A 17,854-nucleotide genomic window follows, 5' to 3' on the forward strand; every position below is an offset into this window, starting at 1 on the left:
TTGGTTCGTCCCAAACGCAGTTCGCGATTTCTAGGACGAAAGGCCCGCAGCCTAACGCACATTTCGTTTAGGCTGCGTTCTGGTCCCGTGTCCGTTCTTGTTCGCGGGGGCGGGGCATTAACGCCGCGAGCGACTCTACGGACTTGATGTGCAGGTCACGTTGCGGGAATGCAATGTCGATTCCTGCACGACGTAGTTCGTTCACAATGGATGAGTTCAATTCGTTTAGCACTAACGTGTATACATCCCGTTTTGGAATGAAGACGTGTAGGCGAATGTCCAGCGTGCTTTCGCCAAAGCCTTTGAATAGCGTGCTCGGCGCGGGTTCTTTCATGACCGACGGATTGCGTTCGGCGATCTTTAGTAGAATGCGTTGCACTTGTGCCACGTCGGTTCCGTAGGCAACACCCACCGGCAATACGATTCGGCTAATGGGGTCTGACAACGTCCAGTTGATGACGTTGTCGGTGATGAACTTTTTGTTGGGGACGATCATTTCGCGACGATCGAAATCGGTAATCGTCGTTGCACGCATTTGCATTCGCGAAACGTTGCCAGTCAAGTCGCCGACCGTGACCATGTCACCGACACGAATGGGACGCTCAAACAAGATGATCAATCCGCTAACGAGATTCGCAAAGATCTCTTGCAAACCGAAACCGAGTCCCACGGTCATGGCTGCGGCTAACCACTGGACACTGCTCCATGAAAGTCGGATGACGTGACAGGCAAACAGCAGTCCGGCGATGGTGGCGGCGTAACGCATTAGGATCGAAACGGCTTGATGCGTTCCCGATTCCAGTGGTAGACGATCCAACACGGTTAACGCTAGCACACTCGGCAACCGACGTCCAATCATCAGCGTTGCCATGATCACCAACATTGCGGCAATCGCGTCGGTCAGCGTGGTGGGAACCGAGCGGTCGGTCATCACGACCGACTGGTAGCCTTGCCGATCGACCACGGTTTCGGCAATGGTTTCAATATTGGTCCACAGCACGACTCGGTCGAGTACCCGCAAAGCAGGCAAAACGTCAGACCAAATAATCCATCCGCCACAGATCAGCAACATCACGCTGCCCCATCGCAGCAGATCACAAAATTCGGAATTCACCGTTTCTTGTAGATCGACCGGAGTGATCGTGTTGGATTCTGTCTCGTCGCTTTCGTCTTGATTAGCCGGAGTCGGAGTGAATTCCAACGTCTTTTGTTGCTCAGCCTCCGCGGCAAGCCGTTTGGCCAACGCTCGGTTATAACCATTGACTTCCAACCAACAGATCGCGAGCGAATACATCACGATGATCGCAACCAACGCGATCCCTGTTTCGGCCAGTCGTCCCGATAAATGGTACGCCGAAAAGTGGTAGCCGACCAACGACAGGATCGCAAAAGCAATCGGAGCTCCCGTCACGGCCAACCAAATCGGATGCCGCAAACGATACGTCATCGACGTAGAATCTTCGCGTTGCAGACACAGCATAAACGGGCCCCAAGGGCGAACCAGCCAGCCGATTTGAAGTCCCACAAAGGCCAAGATCGAAATGAAGAGCAAACGCTGCAAGCTACGCATTTCATCGACTTCGCTGAATTGCGTCAGTTGTAGCAGGGCAAACACGGGGGTGCCCACAAACACGGTCAAGTCGACCACGTTTCGTACTTTCGCCAATGCGGTTGGCGACCATTTGAACACGCGTTCGCCGACGCCTTCACGCCGAGACAATTCGCGGACCATGGAACAGGCCCACAGGAACAGCACGGTCGTTACGCACGCGTCGCCGACCGCCTGAGTCCATTCGGTGGACCCGCTCGCCATTCGCAGTCGGCATCCTGCCGCCAACAGTAATATTGGCCAGCGGATGGATAGAAATACCGTGATGCCAAAGGCGGCCGCATACCGGAAAAAGCTTGCTTCGGTATCCGGTTCGGGCGGTTGCGATAGACGGCGAACCGCGGCTAGCATCTGGGCATGAAAGAGCAACAACAACAGAAACGATGACCCTAGGAAAACCATGATGACGGGGCGGCGAAGCATGTCACCCGCGAACACCTGAGCGACTTCGATCCACTTCGACGGGGCCATCAACGACACAAATCCCTTGGATGCTTCCTGCAGGTCTTTGGCAGCGATCGCATCCGAGCTGCGGATCCAAAGGACACGTTGGTCGAGGAACTGACGAAATTCGTCAACCTGATTCTCGACTGATTGGTTGATCAATTCGAGTTCGTTAAGGTTTCGAAGCAGCGATTCCTCGTCGGCAATTGCATTGTCGAGCAAGTCGCGGCGGTCACGCAGCAACCGGGCGACCACGTTGACGACATTGTCATGGTCGTATTGCTGAACCGATGCGGCCAGCGACTCGACCATCAAGTTGGCTGCTTCATCGGGATCGGACACATCCCGCCGCTTCTGTTTCCATTCGGTCAATTGCAAATGCGTGATCGGCATTTCGGTTTCGACGATCGCATCCCGTTTGGCAAACTCTTCGGGTTTGGGCAGTTCGCCTCGTTGTTTCTGAAGCAGCAATCCAGTCGACGAGGTCGCTCCGGCATGTTCTACCTTGGACCGAAGTGTTTCAAATGCTTCTTCGTAATGTTTGCTTTTGGCGTGCAGTTGCTCGATCAACTTGCCAATTCGCTCGATGTCGGCCGCGGTTTTAATGCGGGACTCGGCGATGTCGGCATTCACCTCGGCTGCTGATTTGAGCGCCGGATGCGATTCATCGGCAACGCGTCGAGCTTCGGCGGCTTGTCGTAGCGATTCATCCTTTCGCCACTTATCAAGGGTGGTCTGCCAGTTGGTGAGCTGCTTCTTTCGGGTGTTCAGCGTTCGGTTGATCAGGTCACGTTGCAGCGGCAACAGCGGAGCGACCTCTTCCAAACGCCGGCGTTCCGCCTTGATGGTGGCTAATTGTTGCTCAAGGCATAAGACGCGAGTTTGTTGTTCGATCGATTGCACGCGTGTGGAAAGCTCTTCGGTGCCAAGCGATGCGACTTGCTTTTTTGCATCACCCATCCGCTTTTCAAGATCGACGGTTTCTTTGGCGAGCTCGCCTAGCCGCACGGTACGGTTTTCGATTTGGCGTTCTTTGGACTGCAGTTCTTTTTCTTCGGTTTCGATCTGTGTCCGCAGACTGATCAGTTGTTGCTCTAATTGAGCAATCGTGCCTCCGGCGGGCACCACGGGGGCCTCCGGTTCCGTAGGGGCCGCCACGCCTGCATGCGCATCCGCAAGGACCTTGGGCAGCGTGAGCAGAAACGCTTCGATTTCGGCTAAGCGTTTTTTTGCAACTTCTTGGTTGTCGAGCCACTCAGTCGCTTTGCGTAGTCGTTCGACGTACGCCTTGCGATCATCGTCCGATAAATTAGTCGCTGCTTCGATCGCTGCCAATTCGGTCGCGATTGTCTCTTTCTTGATGACCGTCGCAACCTTGGCTTCTGGCGCAGCACTCGGTTCCGTAAAGCTAGCGGGAACCACGACGTCATCAAGATGTACTTGAACGGCAGTTGGCAGTGGAACGTTTTCGGGAAGCGCAAACCCTTGCTCGGCGCTGGACGGAGTTCCCGTGAACAGGAAGGCTCCCATGACCAAAACCGCTGCAACGTGTCGGAAAAGGCACTTCGATCGATTCATACAAAAAATTTTAAAGGCTCGAGATAGAATCCAAGAGGTATAGACACTTCGAATACGCAATCCGCACACGGACGGTCAAGCCGCAAAACGAGCGAACGTTTCGGTCTGTGAAGGAATCAAATCTACCGGTAGCGAAACATCCAATAGCGAACGTCGGCGGTAACGAAACTCGCGAAGAGTTTCGTCCGTTCCTGTGAGCCGTCGGCGTTAGCCCAATGGCACTCACTTTAGGTTTCTGGCGGGTTTTCATTGATCTTCGTGTTGCTTTTCTTTCGAGCTGCCTTCTGTTCCTTCGTTGTTTTTTGGCGGCGAGGGTGGGCCGCTCGTTTGTAACTGCGACCGGGACGATTCGGGATTTTGCACGTGCTGGCCATCGCCAACGCTTGCTCGAATCGCTTGATGCATTCCTCCGTCGGCAGGATCGACAAGTCAATCCGCAGGAAACTGTTGTAGGTATTGAGCACTTCGGTGAAGCTCAACCGGCGGGGAGCCACGCCTGAAAGCGAGGCAGCCTGACGACGGAACTGAACCAACAGATTGTAGGCGATCAGCGATGTGTATAGCTCTTTTAAAACCATGTCTTCGCTTTGCGCCCGAATGTTCTCGGTGTTCATCATCACCTTGATTTCTTTGATGTCCGTCTCCACGTCGTAGCGACATCGGTAACGGTCCGCCAAACTCTCCGAATCTTCGCTCAGCGATGTGACCAAGTAGAGTTTTTCGCCGTTCTCACCAATCTCGATTTCATGAATCAAAACGTTCAGCACTTCGCCTTTTTTGATTCCAGGACAACCTTTGCGATCCTTCGCCGTAGGCTCCCATTGAAGCTTCCAAACTCGCTTTTTCCAGCGTTTTTCGACCAATTCAGCTTTCTTGATTAGTGATTCGAAGCGTTGTGTGGTTAATCGGAAAAGGAAGTCATGCTTCTCTTGGAGACAATGGTAAGCCACTTGAAAGATCCCCAGCCCGGCATCGGCCATCACGATCGACTCGCGTGGAAGTCGTTTGAAAATACGCTTGGCTAACAAGGCTTCGCTGTCACCTTTGCCGCCGTACATTTTTCCCACTTCGGGCAACATGGCTGTTCCGTTTTGTAGGTCGTGAGCGACGAAGAATAACATGATCGGCCAGACGGTTTCGCCGTGTTGGTTGCTGGCCGGCGGATATGCTTTTCGCAGTTCGTCGGTCGGTGAAAGCGTGATCGTGGTGCCGTCGAGTAGGAAGGTCTGCCGGGGACGGAACTGCAATGGTCCGGGTCTCTCAGTGAAAGAGTCGAGAACCTGCTGATAGAAATAGTGGACCGTTTCCAGATCGATTCGATTGCGTGCTCCAGCGTAGGCGCCGGAGGACTGCGACAAGGTTCCCTCACTGAGCCTTCGATTCTCTGGACAGAAGGCTGGCCGATTGGCAATGAAGTCCTTCACGATCCCACAGAGGGTTGATCCGCTAGCTAACCGCTGCATCACCATCATCCAGAGCGTCACGGAGGTGGTGTAGACGGTTGCCGGCCCAGTTGGCTGGATAGCGTCAATCAGCCCGTCGCTGAAGAACCCGTTGAGCGAACGAATCGCCGTAGTGAGTTCGGACCGGGAAATCAGGGGTTTTTTACTTGCAACAAGCATCGGTATCTCTCAATGAAGGAGACATCACTGCTGGCAGATTTGCAAATGGAGCACTAGGCTGATCCGAACACAAAACCAAAATTATCGCAAAGTGAGTGCCATTGGGCGTTAGCCGCGGGCGACGTAAGAGATGTGCGTCCAAAAGCCCGCGGGTAGCCCCGTTGGCTCAGTTTGGAAGCGTTAGAAACCTGGTGGAAATTAAGTGCCCTGAATCGCCACAGTGAAGCAGAGAAACTCTGCGTGAGTCTCGCTTCACTACGAATGTCGGAACAGTCGATGTCGCGTATCACCCCGCGATCCATCGTTCTGATCGCGGAGCGATCAACGACAATTCGTCGTTCCGACGCTTCTTAATATTCGGCGGTGCGGACCGCTTGGGCGACTCGAATGTGTGGCGTGTTTAATCCTTGCAGATAACTGCGGGTTCCTTGCACGCGAACTTCACTATTAAGATGCATCCGCAAATTTAGTCCGGGCGAGGGCGTGACATACGCTAACGTGCGACCACCGTTGTCGGTTATCGCGAACGGAGGACTGTCTTTTCTCGCAGAATAAACTTGAACTAGAAACCCGGTCGCCGTCAGATCTTCGCTACCATCGGTTGATGCAGCGGTCGGTGTATCAACCGAGGCAGGCTGAATCGGTTGTGGCATTCTTGGGATGTTCGACGGTGGAGCAACCGTTTCGAACGTCCCGGTTGAATTAGACACTGAATTGGATGCGGTAAACGCTGGGATCGAAGGCGACAGTGAGGCTTGGATCACAGCGGGACCATCACGACGTTCGGCAACACGTTGGTACTGTTGAACACGCTCGGCAAGTAATCGTGCACGCCCTGCGACAACCGAGTCAGGATTTGAAACGGAGATTTGATGTGCAGCACTAGCAACCGGTGCCATCTCAGCCGAGGACGCACTGGCCGCCATCAGACGCGAAAAGATCAAGCTTAATCGCTCGGCATCCGCGGCGCGAACTTCGTTTTCGATTGCAGCAATCGCCGACGACGATACGTAACGAGTCGCCGGAGCGGGGGCGGCTGGAATCGGCGATGCATATCGACTCGGTGTTGCAACCGGAGGAGTCACTGGTTGAATATTCGCAACTTGTTGGATTGGATTGGCTGCATTGGTTCGGCCACGCATGGATCCGGCAACCCAATTCGCTTCTACGCCCGACGCGGATTCGCCGGGAGCATCTCCGTCGGGCGACGATCGCTCAAGCAAGCCGCCTCCGATTTGGCGAATTCCGGCATCGATATCTGACAGTCGGGGACGACCGATAAACTCAACCGATGCCAGTAGGCCTCGTTTGGACATCGCATCGGTGATTGTTTCGGCTTGTGCTGAGTCGCGTGCCTGACGCTCGGCTGAACTGGATCGCCACTGTTCGCTGACTCCACTGCCAATGGCATCGGGTGCCGGGCTAGCATCGCGTGCCAGGGGCGCCTCACGCAACGGCGGCGTGTCTCCGGTTGCGACAGGCGAAAGCGTTGTGGATGAGGCGGACTGAGTGGCGTTTGCGTACGAGTCCGATTGTTGAGTTGTAGCGGCGTCGTGTGACATCGCCGATGGTGCCTGCTGCAACGCGACTTGTTGATTTTGTGGTTGACGTCGGCTGGATGAATCCGCTGGCAAGCGGTCTCGTCCAGAAAACGAGTCCGATGCTTCGTTTGCGCTGGCGACATTGTCACCCTTGCGGACGGTCTCGCCCGGAAAAAATTCAACGCTCTTCGTATTTTTGCGGATGGCTTGCACCAGTTGTTCGGCGCTTTCGGCGATTTGACTTTGATGGACCCAACGGAATTCGCCCGAAGGAGGCACGATGCGATACCACATGCGTGGCCCATCTGCTCCTTCGCGTTCGCCTTTTCCAATGACGGTCACAGGTTCGCCAGCGGCCAGTTGGACCTGCCATCGAAATTGACGTGCTCGTCCCAAGTGGGTGCCAATCCATGCGACCGTGCGGTCTTCGGTGACGACGGCGGTGTCGCCGTCATTAGCAATCTCGACTGCGTCCGCTGGCACCCAGCAAAAACTTTCGTCGGGAGGGCGGACACCAAGCCAACCGTCGGCGGTTTCAACATAGACCTCTAGCTCTTGGCCGTAACGTAATGGGTCGGTTCGGTAATGTTCGTCCGATGGACCGCACCGCGCGTACGCTTCGTCTTCGGCGACAAAGACAACGTACGGATCGGAAGCCAAGCTGCCGTCATCCGCCTGTAGCGATGTCCAATTCGCAACGCAAGCAATCGCAATCGGTGCGAATACGCTTAGCCAGCTAGCATTTATTGGCGAGCCCATGAGAACGATTTCTCTTTACACGAATCAAAATTTCAGGAATCTGTTGACTCGTTGTTAGCGATTCTGCGGCATTGAGGACAAGAGGAATCTTTTTGGTGGGACGTTTTTGAACGTGGTCGGCTGACTTCGATTTAATTTGGCGGTTACCCCTCTTGGCGTCACTTGTTGGAATTGTGTAATGGGTATGCTGTTGGTGGGCGTGAAGCACCCCACCTTCATCAATACACACCGTTAGTAAACCTAACACCGTTGGCTGGGTTGACCAATTTGCCGAAGCCATCGCGAGGACTTTCGTCATGTCGATTCTGATTAGCTGCGAAATGGGAGGCGATCGAGTGCCTTTGTGGCTGGTCCGAGAATCATTGGCAGCACCCCAGCCGAACTCGGGTTGCGACGAATTCACTGGTGTTTCGCTGGAGCGACGGGCTCAGACGGCATTGAATTCCATTCAATTCGTGCCCGGCAAATTACCAGAGCGGTTGTCCGGAGACGCTGCTGCAAAGTATGTCGCCCGTCGGATGGCGGCGATGTTACAAGTTCCGCTGATCGAAAACAAATACTCAGCTGATTTGATCGATGTCACTCGATCGGCACGCCATCGCAGCGTGATGCCCTCGGCGGTTCGCCAATGGGATTCGGAAAAACGAGACCGGTTGCTGACCGAGGTACATGCCGAGTACCGAAGCGGAATACAGCGAGCGATCCAACAACAATCGCGACAGCACGGATTTACGATCCATCTCTCGGTTCGGTCGTTTGCCTCGTTAAGTGATGGCCGCCAGCGACGCACCGATGTTGGTTTGCTGTACGATCCATCGCGTGAAGATGAGCTGGCGTTCTGTCTCGATTGGATGGACGAGATGTACGAGTCGGTCCCAATGATCCGTGTCCGCCGCAATTACCCTCGCCGCGGGACCACCGAAAGTTTGGTGACGGCGATGCGAAGCCACTTTCCGGCGGACCGCTATATCGGAGTCGAATTGCTCGTGAACCGAGCTTGGGCGGGGCGACGAGTGTCGCTGAGAGATCAAGCAATCGAAGGAATTTGCAAATCGCTAAACGACGTGCTGGAGTTCCAGACGGCGGACGCGGCGTAGGCAGGTTCTCAAGAGCATTAAACTGTTGATGTAGCTATCGTCGCCAGACGGTGGGCCACGCTCTGGCGAACATAGCTACGGTTTGAATCCCTTCCTTCGACAAAATGCTCCAGGCAATCCGCGAGCCGTTTTTGCAGCGAATGCCGCCCAAATTCGGATCCATCCACGCCGCCGAGGAAAACGCGTGGCGAGACTGAATTGCCCAATCATTTCGTTTCCCCAGTAAACCGGAAGACACTGGTTGGCTTCGTTTTTCAGCCCAATACGCCTTTTTTGCGTCCATTGCAGCCAATTGCGGCGGCCTGCGGTGCCAAAGTGACTCTATTGACGCTAACTCATTATGATTTCTATACTTCAGCGCCTCGGTTGCTCGGCGTTCTATGCCCACAGCCCCGAATGTATCGATGACACATCTTTCTGCGTGTCAATTCAATCCAAATAAGACGAAGTGATGAACAGCGAACGCCGACACGAATTGCAAGAAAACATCCTCGCCAACTATCTCGCGCGAATCAATCAATCGATCGAGCCGTATTCGCGTCCCATCGGAATCGGTGTCGCTGCGTTGCTGATCGGAGGAATCGGTTACGCAATTTACAACAGCAAAGTCAGCGAAGACCGCAGTCAAGCGACCTTCGAGCTGCTGATGCAGCAATCGGGCTCGGCAGACCCTGAAGGTCTAGCGTCGGTTAGCGTAAAGTACCCGAACACCCCAGCCGCCGCATGGGCCCACCTCTACCAAGGCAGCGCCTTGCTGGCTCAGGGCACGCGGACGCTGTACGTCAACCGCATGGACGCCGAAGACCAGTTGAAGGGAGCGAGCAAGGCGTTCCGAAACGCCCTCTCCGAAGGCAAGAACGAGTTGCTGCTCTCCCGTGCTCATTTCGGGATCGCCCGCAGCGAAGAAGCCCTTGGTGAGCTCGATAAAGCAATCGCGGCCTATAAAGAATGTGCCCAGATCGGCGAATCCGACGAAATGGTCAAAGCCTGCGAAGAACGAATCGCGATATTGTCCAAAGACGACACCAAGGACTTTTTGGTTTGGTTCAAGGACCAAGATTTCTCGCCAAGCGACCCATCTGCTCCACCATCGCTGCCAAGTGGAGCGATGTTGCCTGAAATGCCCGATTTGGATCTACCCGATCTCGGCGGCGCGAGCGACAAAGAGCCCGGCGACGGGCTGAATCTTCCGGAAGACAAACCGGAAGCCGAAATGAAGGAAGAAGCGAAAGAGGCCGCTGGCGAAGAATCCGCTGCGGAAGAAAAGCCTGCTGTTGAAGAAAAGGCTGTCGTTGAAGAGAAACCTGCAGACAAAGAAAAGCCTGCTGACAAAGAGAAACCTGCTGACAAAGAGAAACCTGCTGACAAAGAAAAGCCGGCTGCCAAAGAAAAGCCTGCTGACAAAGAGAAACCTGCAGCAGAAGAAAAGCCTGCGCCGGACGGTGACACGGAGCTGAATCCGCCCGCCAAGAACACCGAGGAAGCGAAGCCAGAAGCGGCGAGCGACGTGAAGGAAACTGCGGAGACGCCGGAAGTCACCGAAGAGAGCAAAGCACCGGACGCGGACAAAGCAACGTCTGAGTCTGACGCCAAGTGAGAAAAGACTCTCCTGACGACGAAGTTATCCTCGGCGGCGAAGTGTCGGACACCGATGAGGTCGGCGACGACCTTGATGGCGATGATGCTGGCAGCGAGATCCGGATTGGCGACGAGGTTTTTCGTGACATCGTCGTTCCGGAATCGGCCTCGGGGCAACGGATCGACTATTTTTTAACGCAAGCCTGTGACGGTTTCAGCCGTACTCAGATCACGCAAGCGATCCAGGCGGAAGGTGCAACGCTAGACGGACGAACGGTCCGGCCAAGTTTTCGTATTCAGCCGAGCCAGCGAATTCGTTTTCGCATGCCAGAGCCAGCGATCGATGACACCGTTCCTGAGAACATTCCGCTGGACGTGTTGTACGAGGACGATGGGCTCGTCGTTGTAAACAAACCGCCTGGGATGGTCGTTCACCCTGCACGCGGAAACTGGACTGGCACGCTGACCAGCGCGTTAGCGTTTCGCTTTCAGTCGCTGTCGGATGTCGGTGGGCCAACACGGCCTGGGATTGTGCATCGACTTGACCGTGACACCAGCGGTGTGATTGTGGTTGCCAAGACCAACTCTGTTCATATTCATTTGTCGGAGCAGTTCGCCAATCGCGAAGTCGAGAAAGAGTATTTTGCGATCACGGCGGCTCGCATTGATCGCGACCGCGACATCATAGATATGCCGATTGGTCGCCATCCGTATCAGCGGGACAAAATGGCGATCCGCGAGCACCACGAAACCAGCAAGCCTGCGTCGACGTTTTACGAAGTGATCAGCCGCCACGGCCGCTTTACGCAAGTCCGTGTGAAGCCCAAGACCGGTCGCACGCATCAAATCCGAGTGCACTTGTCGCATCTCCGTGCTGCAATCCTTTGCGATCGTCTGTACGCCGGACACGCCGAAGTCACGATGGGCATGTTGACCGGCACGCACGATGCCACCAAAGACACGGTGTTGTTAGACAGACAAGCGCTGCATGCTCGCAAGTTGACGTTCCAGCATCCGCAGAGCGGCAAGTCGATGACGTTCGAGGCCCCGTTGCCCGCGGACATCATGCGAGTGATCAACGTGCTCGAGCAGTTACCGTAGCCAATGTGGGATAGGCTTCCAGCCTGTCGATGCAACAAGGACTTCCCGTAGCGAAACTCGCCAAGAGTTTCGGCGGTATCATCTCGGACGAAAGTCTTCGCGACTTTCGCTACTCGTGATGTGGGATAGGCTTCCAGCCTGTCGATGCAGCAAGGACTTTCCGTAGCGAGACTCGCCAAGAGTTTCGTGCGGTGCCATGTCGGCCGAAAGTCTTCGCGACTTTCGCTACTCGTCTTGACCTTCTTGAACCGACTCGACATTGGAAACGACGCGACCTTTGTGAAGCCGCGTTTCTAACGTGTCCCCAGGGCTAAGTGAACCGGCATTGGCGATGGCTTTGCCATCCGCGTCGAGTGTGACGCTGTATCCGCGTGACAGCACGGCGACCGGCGAGAGTGCCGACAGCGACGCTGCGAGCTCACTGACTTGGCTTCGCCCCGCTTTCAAACTCGCAGTGATCGCCCGTCGTGCTCGTGCATCTAATTCATCGAGCATCCGCGACCGCAAATGAATGATCTCCATTGGCTTACGCAAGATCGGTCGCTGCATCAACGAGGCAACTTCCGTTTTACGCTCGTGAATCACCAATCGCATCGAACGATCGAGGCGTTGTCGCAGATTGCTTGCTGTCGTTTTCAGCGATATGCCATCGGGCAGCACACGCGTTGCGGCATCGGTCGGCGTCAAGGCTCGCAAATCCGCAGCGAGATCGCAGAGTGTGACATCGATCTCGTGGCCAACGGCCGAGACCGTCGGGATGGTGGATTCTGCGACCGCTCGGACGACTGGTTCTTCGTTAAAACACCACAAGTCTTCGAGGCTACCGCCGCCGCGTGAGACGACCAGCACATCCAGCTTCGGCGTCATTCGCTGAGCTGATCGGATCGCAGCGACGATCGATTTAGCCGCCCCCTCGCCTTGTACCAACGCAGGAATCACTACGACGTCGGCGCCATGGTAACGGTTCGACGCCGCCTGTAGAAAATCGCGAACCGCCGCTCCTGAGGGGCTCGTCACGATACCAATCCGGCGCGGCAGCGAGGGCAGTGGCCGTTTTCGCTCGGCAGCAAACAAGCCTTCACGTTCGAGTTTGATCTGCAATTGCTGAAACGCCAATTGCAGCGATCCCATGCCTTGCGGCTCGACTTTGCGAACGACTAGCTGGTACGTTCCTCGTGCTGCATAGACGTCAATGTTGCCAAAACAGAGGACTGCTTGGCCATCCTCGAGATCATGTTTGATCCGCATCGCGGTATTCCGCCAAAGCACGCCACGGATCTGTGCGTCATCATCTTTGAGCGTGAAATAAATATGACCGCTGCGTGCACGAACCAAATCCGATATTTCACCGGCGACCCACAGCGATGGAAAGGTCCCTTCCATCACCGCTTTGATATGTCCGTTTAATTCCGAAACCGAAATCGCGTGTACCGGCTCGCCGGCTAGTGCAGCATCACTCACGCGTTCCACTCTCCAGAAAAGACTTCGACGGCACCGCCTGTCATCATCACGTGTCCGCTCGACTCGGACCACTCGAGTGTCAGATCACCACCGAGCAGATGATTTAAAATCTTGCGATTGGTTTTCCCGGTCAACACGCCCGCGACACAAACGGCAGACGCACCGGTGCCACACGCCCAAGTTTCGCCGCTGCCGCGTTCCCATGTCCGCTGCCGCACCTCGTCTTTCGAGATGACTTCGACAAACTCGACATTGATTCGCTTGGGGAAACGCGCGTCCGTTTCGATCTTGGGGCCGAGCCCGAGTACCAATTCATCGGTCGCTTCGGGAACAAAAATCACACAGTGGGGATTGCCCATCGAAACACAGGTGATTTCCAGTTTGTGGCCATCGATTTCGATTTCGTGCTCCACTACCTTACCGCTTTGGACGATGGACGTGGGGACTTCGGATGCTTCGAGGATCGGTTCGCCCATGTCGACGGTCACCGTTTCGACTTTGCCATCGCCGCCGATTGCGAGCGATAGATCGAGTACACATCCACCCGATTCGATTTTTAGGTTTTCTTTTTGGGCAATTGCATGGTCGTAGACATATTTTGCGACACAGCGAATGCCGTTGCCGCACATCTCGCTTTCGCTGCCGTCGGCATTCAACATCTGCATTCGCGCGTCTGCCACCTTGCTGGGGCGAATCAGGATCATGCCATCACCGCCAACGCCAAAATGGCGATGCGAAATGGACTTTGCCAACTCGGTAATATCGCAGTGATCAAGGTTTTCGGCAAAGCAATCGACGTAAACATAGTCGTTGCCAGCGCCGTGCATTTTTGTAAATCGCATCAAACACAAATTTCGCGGGAGGGATCGTTAGGGCCAGCTGTTTCCATTGAAAGCGTAAATCTAAACGGAATTTGGGTATTTGCGTAGGAGGGAACCGTTTCGACGCGGAATGCAGCATCTATCAAAACGCGTAAAATTGCAGCAGAATGGGTACTTTGCGAAGGATTGCCCGCTCGCCTCCACGCTCGCCCCTTTTTTGGATTTTGATCATGTCGCGGCCTCGTACACTGCTAGTTGGATTGGGGGTGGTGGGACGCGCGATTGTCAGTGCTCACTTGACTGCCAAGGTATCGGTCACGATTGCCGACCAGAATCTCGAGGCGTTGGGGAAATGCGTCGATGAACTCGATTTGGACCCACTGGAATGGGAAATTTCCGAGCTGCGATCCGATGTCGCCGATATGAAGATGATTGACTTGACACATCGCGACCACGTCGCAGTCGACTCTCGCCCGATCTTGATCGAATCGATTGTCGAGCGGTTGCAAGTCAAGCAAGATTTTTTCCGACATGTCGAGCGGTTCCTTAGCGAAGATTGGATTTTTTGTAGCAATACTTCCACGCTTCGTATCGGCGATATCGCGGCCTCGCTTACGGATCCATCGCGTTTGATCGGCATGCATTTTTTCATGCCGGTGGAATCACGTGATGCGGTTGAGGTGATCCCCACGGCTGGCACTTCGGCGGCAAATTTGGCGGCGGTCACAGAGCACGTGCGACGGCTCGATCGTTCGCCGCTGGTGGTTGCCGACGCACCTGGGTTTATTGTCAATCGTATGCTCTCGCCTTACCTAAACGAGGCGATGCTGCTGCTCAGTCAAGGTGCAACGGCGGAGCAGATTGAGGAAGCGGCACTTCGATTTGGGATGCCGATGTCGCCACTGGAATTGATCGACTGGATCGGCTCACGAACCATGTTCGACGCCGGACGTGTTTATTGGCAATCGTTTCCGACGCGTATCGATGCTTCGCCGATGTTGCCGGCAATGATCAAAAAGGGGCGTGGCGGACGGTTCAGTGGTGGTGGGTTTTACGATTACCCGGACGGTCATCGCAGCCAAACGCTGTCGCCCGCCGCGGTTGAAATCCAGGAAAAATACTCACGCAAAACGAGAGCCTTTGTGGCCGACGAGGTGCAGAACCGGCTGAGTCTGGCGATGTGGATCGAGTCGGCACTGTTGCTTCGCCAAGGTGTCGCCCAAACGCTGGAGCAAATTGAGATTGCGATGGCGGGTGGGCTCGGCTATCGCCCTCGCGGCGGGTGGTGCGCCAGCTTTGATCGGATTGGAAGCGAAGCGATTCATCGCAGTATTATCGCTGCTGCCGCCGACTCGAAATCGCTACAGGCGCCTGCAGAATTGCTAGAGCTTTTGCAGGCCCATCGTCCGAGCGAAGCGATCGCCATCTTTGCAAGCGTCAAATACCCGTAGCAAAAGTCGCCAGGATTTCCGTCCATTCTCCGATGAATTGGGAACCATTCCAAACGCTTGCCCCGTGTCGATGACGTCGGAACAAGCTGCCAATCCTCTCGGGCTGAAATTTATTCAAATTTGGCCAAATCTTGCGAACCATTTCGCCGCACAGATCGTCTCAAAAAATGTCCTCTGAAATACTTGCCTTCGCTTGTGTTGGTAGTGATAATGGGGATTGCCGTGTTGCGATAACGCGTCGCAACGAAACTTTCCGTACGATCTTCAATCCTCTCTGGTTGGCACCCGGATTGAAATCGTCAAACAAGATTGTGAAAGGAGGTGATCAAGTGGATTATTGCTGTACTTGCCAACGGGGTGGTAACCCGTAGTTTTGAGTCGGCGGGCTGATGCTTCGGCGCAGCCACCCCACTCGCGATCATCTTCGATGGTACTGCGAGACATGCCCGTCTGTTGAGTTGCACTTCGCTCTCAGCAGGCGGGTTTTTTATTGCGCCACATCTTCAGTGTGGGGTAGGTTCAATGTGGGATAGGCTTCTAGCCTGTCATCAAGCACATTTCATGCAATTTGCATCTGTAATTTTTCCTTTTCAATCGTCTTTCCTCAGATTCATCTCCACTTCCAGCATCCGGATGCACCCGATGGTTTCTGCCATCTAGATTCACTCGCCGCACTAAATTTAGTAGTGACAATTGATTTGGTTAGCTGTGACGGTTGTGGGCGACTCTCGCTTACCTTTCTTTCATTCGTCACCCCGGTGTAATGCTTCGCCATATCCGCTCAGCGTTTTGCGGCAGGGTGAGAATAGACTTGACGCTAATCCTGCAGCGGGGGAGAATAGGCACCACTTGAACGCATCCGAAGCGGATGTATGTCGTAAGAGCAATTCAAAACTCTTTGTCCACAGCCCAATTTGAAGTTATCCGACTGAGTTGCAGACTTTTCGGAATCTTGTCAACAGATCGGAAACAGACTCCATGACCGCCTCAACACGTGCCGCGACTGGCAGTCGCACGCTTCTGATGCCACTGCTCTTAATTGTGGTGGGTGTCGGCTGGTTGCTTACGACGCTAGGCGTTACACCGAGCATCAATTGGATCTGGACGCTTGGCCTCGCGGTCGCTGGCTTTCTGCCGTTTGCACTTCATGGCTTCGACAAGCTGACCGTGACTGTCGGACCCTTCTTTTTGATCGCAAGCCTGCTTTCGGTTCTGCGGCAAACGGGGCAATTGAACATCGATCACGAAATGCCGATCCTTGTAATTCTCGCGGGTGTGCTCCTGCTTGTTGCTCGGTCGCCGTTAATACCAGTCCCGCAGTGGTCGGTAGAGTCCAATCCATCGTCTTTGGAATCACCTTAGAGTGGTTGCACCGGATGCCGATTGAAGAGCCGCTATGTGTGACGCAAACTGAATTCAGACGCTGTGCTACTTAAGCTTGTTATCTTCGCTTTCGCGATTTTCGCATGAGCTACTATTGGTTCGTCGACGTAGAATGAAGCCACTTACATCGTTGCTGATCGTCGCATTCACGCTTGCGTCTTACGCAAGTGCCGATTCGATTCGTATTGCGACGTATAACTTGAATTGGGGTAACCGTCGCGGCGACAATGTGCTCGACGCAATTGCCAACGCCGATCCCGATCTAATTTGCTTCCAAGAAACAACCGTTCACTCCGAACGTTTTCTTCGCGAGCGTCTAGCCAAGACCCATCCCTATTTTTACGCAGCCGGGCATGAGGGACGTTACGCTGGTGAACGGTTCGCTTTTGCTTCGAAGGTCGAACTCACCGAAGTGACTTTCGTCCCACCCACCGCAGGTCTATTTGGTTTCTACACTGCCAATCTGGATTTCTCCGACACGACTGTACGCATTGTCAACGTTCATTTGACGCCGTTCCAGATCAAACGCGGCGGCGGAATTGGTGATGCGATGGCTGCACTTTCAATAACGGAAGATAAACACGCAACCGAGATCGATGCAATCGTCGATACGATTGATTGTAAACGCCCGACGATCGTTGTTGGAGACTTCAATAGCATTTCCACCTTTATCGCTCCAAGACGACTCACCGGATTGGGCTTGATCGACGCATACGCCACGGTTCACGAGGATGCTGACTCTCATCCCACCTGGAACTGGCCAACGCAACCGTTACCGCTCGCACTGCGAATCGACTACATTTTTCATACACCCCACTTCACTGCCCGCGAATCCGAGATTGTCCATCGAGATGGGTCGGATCACTCTCTGGTGTTCGCTGTGCTCAACGTCGAACCGTCGATCGCAGGGAAGAGCTCGCCGCAGTCCGTCCTTAAATCTCAACCAAAACCTCGTTCCCCGTGATCCAGGACGTACAATCAGCCCAAATGGCTTCTCAAAACCCTTACGAATCTCCAGTCGCAGAAACCGATCCCCATATCCGTTCCAACAAGCGTTTTCGACTTGTGCGTTCAATCAGCGGAATCGTTATCGTGATCGCGATTCTGGCAGGCATTTCGGGAACGGTATTTGGAATCAACTCTGCCTTTCGCGAGTTGGCCGTAGCCGAGACGGTTGATCCGAAGCAGCTCTCCGATCGCATCTCAACTTCACTGCGATATGGGGCAATCGCGATTCCCATTGCGATCATTGCATTCGTTTTCCGCTCATGGGCAACGATGAGCCTCAGGCGTGACGGGGGAATTCCAGCGAAATACAAACGTCGACGCAGGATGGACGCGTTTCCTGAGTGAGCCGTCGCAAATGGATTGCGACGGAGTTCCGTTACCCTAAAAACAAATCAGGATAA

At 54.5% G+C, this 17,854-nt stretch carries 12 protein-coding genes; 7 read left to right on the forward strand and 5 right to left on the reverse strand.

The genetic code is table 11. The annotated features are described in order from the left end of the window. Positions 1-67: 67 nt before the first annotated feature. The 3 genes from SH528x_RS22520 to SH528x_RS22530 all read right to left on the reverse strand — a co-directional run bounded on the left by SH528x_RS22520 (position 68) and on the right by SH528x_RS22530 (position 7,553). Complete coding sequence (locus tag SH528x_RS22520; RefSeq protein ID WP_442505704.1) at positions 68-3,631, reverse strand: mechanosensitive ion channel domain-containing protein; 3,564 nt, start codon at positions 3,629-3,631, stop codon at positions 68-70. Positions 3,632-3,858: 227 nt separating this feature from the next. Continuing rightward, entirely contained in the window at positions 3,859-5,253 is a 1,395-nt protein-coding gene (locus tag SH528x_RS22525; protein ID WP_442505705.1) for an IS4 family transposase, read from the reverse strand. Between the two features lie 350 nt (positions 5,254-5,603). After that, positions 5,604-7,553: a hypothetical protein gene (locus tag SH528x_RS22530; RefSeq protein WP_442505706.1), complete on the reverse strand. Its 1,950-nt coding sequence runs from the start codon at positions 7,551-7,553 to the stop codon at positions 5,604-5,606. A gap of 296 nt (positions 7,554-7,849) precedes the next feature. Between SH528x_RS22530 and SH528x_RS22535 the strand changes: the two genes are divergently transcribed. From SH528x_RS22535 to SH528x_RS22545, 3 genes are all read left to right on the forward strand, one after another. Then, positions 7,850-8,650: an N-formylglutamate amidohydrolase gene (locus tag SH528x_RS22535; RefSeq protein WP_442505707.1), complete on the forward strand. Its 801-nt coding sequence runs from the start codon at positions 7,850-7,852 to the stop codon at positions 8,648-8,650. A 451-nt stretch (positions 8,651-9,101) separates the two neighbouring features. Beyond that, complete coding sequence (locus SH528x_RS22540) at positions 9,102-10,247, forward strand: tetratricopeptide repeat protein (protein WP_442505708.1); 1,146 nt, start codon at positions 9,102-9,104, stop codon at positions 10,245-10,247. Between the two features lie 104 nt (positions 10,248-10,351). Further along, positions 10,352-11,329: an RluA family pseudouridine synthase gene (locus SH528x_RS22545; protein ID WP_442512158.1), complete on the forward strand. Its 978-nt coding sequence runs from the start codon at positions 10,352-10,354 to the stop codon at positions 11,327-11,329. Between the two features lie 225 nt (positions 11,330-11,554). On the opposite strand, the gene xseA is transcribed toward SH528x_RS22545, so the two are convergent. Both xseA and dapF read right to left on the reverse strand, forming a co-directional pair. Continuing rightward, entirely contained in the window at positions 11,555-12,790 is a 1,236-nt protein-coding gene (xseA, locus tag SH528x_RS22550) for an exodeoxyribonuclease VII large subunit (protein ID WP_442505709.1), read from the reverse strand. Then, on the reverse strand, positions 12,787-13,632 hold the full coding sequence (dapF, locus tag SH528x_RS22555) for a diaminopimelate epimerase (protein ID WP_442505710.1): 846 nt from the start codon (positions 13,630-13,632) through the stop codon (positions 12,787-12,789). The genes xseA and dapF overlap by 4 nt, the downstream gene beginning before the upstream one ends. Positions 13,633-13,841: 209 nt before the next feature. Between dapF and SH528x_RS22560 the strand changes: the two genes are divergently transcribed. The 4 genes from SH528x_RS22560 to SH528x_RS22575 all read left to right on the forward strand — a co-directional run bounded on the left by SH528x_RS22560 (position 13,842) and on the right by SH528x_RS22575 (position 17,798). Further along, positions 13,842-15,062, forward strand: coding sequence for a 3-hydroxyacyl-CoA dehydrogenase NAD-binding domain-containing protein (locus SH528x_RS22560; protein WP_442505711.1), 1,221 nt, complete (start codon positions 13,842-13,844; stop codon positions 15,060-15,062). A gap of 978 nt (positions 15,063-16,040) precedes the next feature. Then, complete coding sequence (locus SH528x_RS22565) at positions 16,041-16,424, forward strand: hypothetical protein (RefSeq protein ID WP_442505712.1); 384 nt, start codon at positions 16,041-16,043, stop codon at positions 16,422-16,424. Between the two features lie 133 nt (positions 16,425-16,557). After that, positions 16,558-17,409: an endonuclease/exonuclease/phosphatase family protein gene (locus tag SH528x_RS22570; RefSeq protein ID WP_442505713.1), complete on the forward strand. Its 852-nt coding sequence runs from the start codon at positions 16,558-16,560 to the stop codon at positions 17,407-17,409. Positions 17,410-17,432: 23 nt separating this feature from the next. Then, on the forward strand, positions 17,433-17,798 hold the full coding sequence (locus SH528x_RS22575) for a MotA/TolQ/ExbB proton channel family protein (protein WP_442505714.1): 366 nt from the start codon (positions 17,433-17,435) through the stop codon (positions 17,796-17,798). Positions 17,799-17,854 lie beyond the last annotated feature (56 nt).

The sequence above is a fragment of the Novipirellula methanifontis genome (genome assembly GCF_052161655.1).
In the GTDB taxonomy this organism is placed as follows: domain Bacteria; phylum Planctomycetota; class Planctomycetia; order Pirellulales; family Pirellulaceae; genus Novipirellula.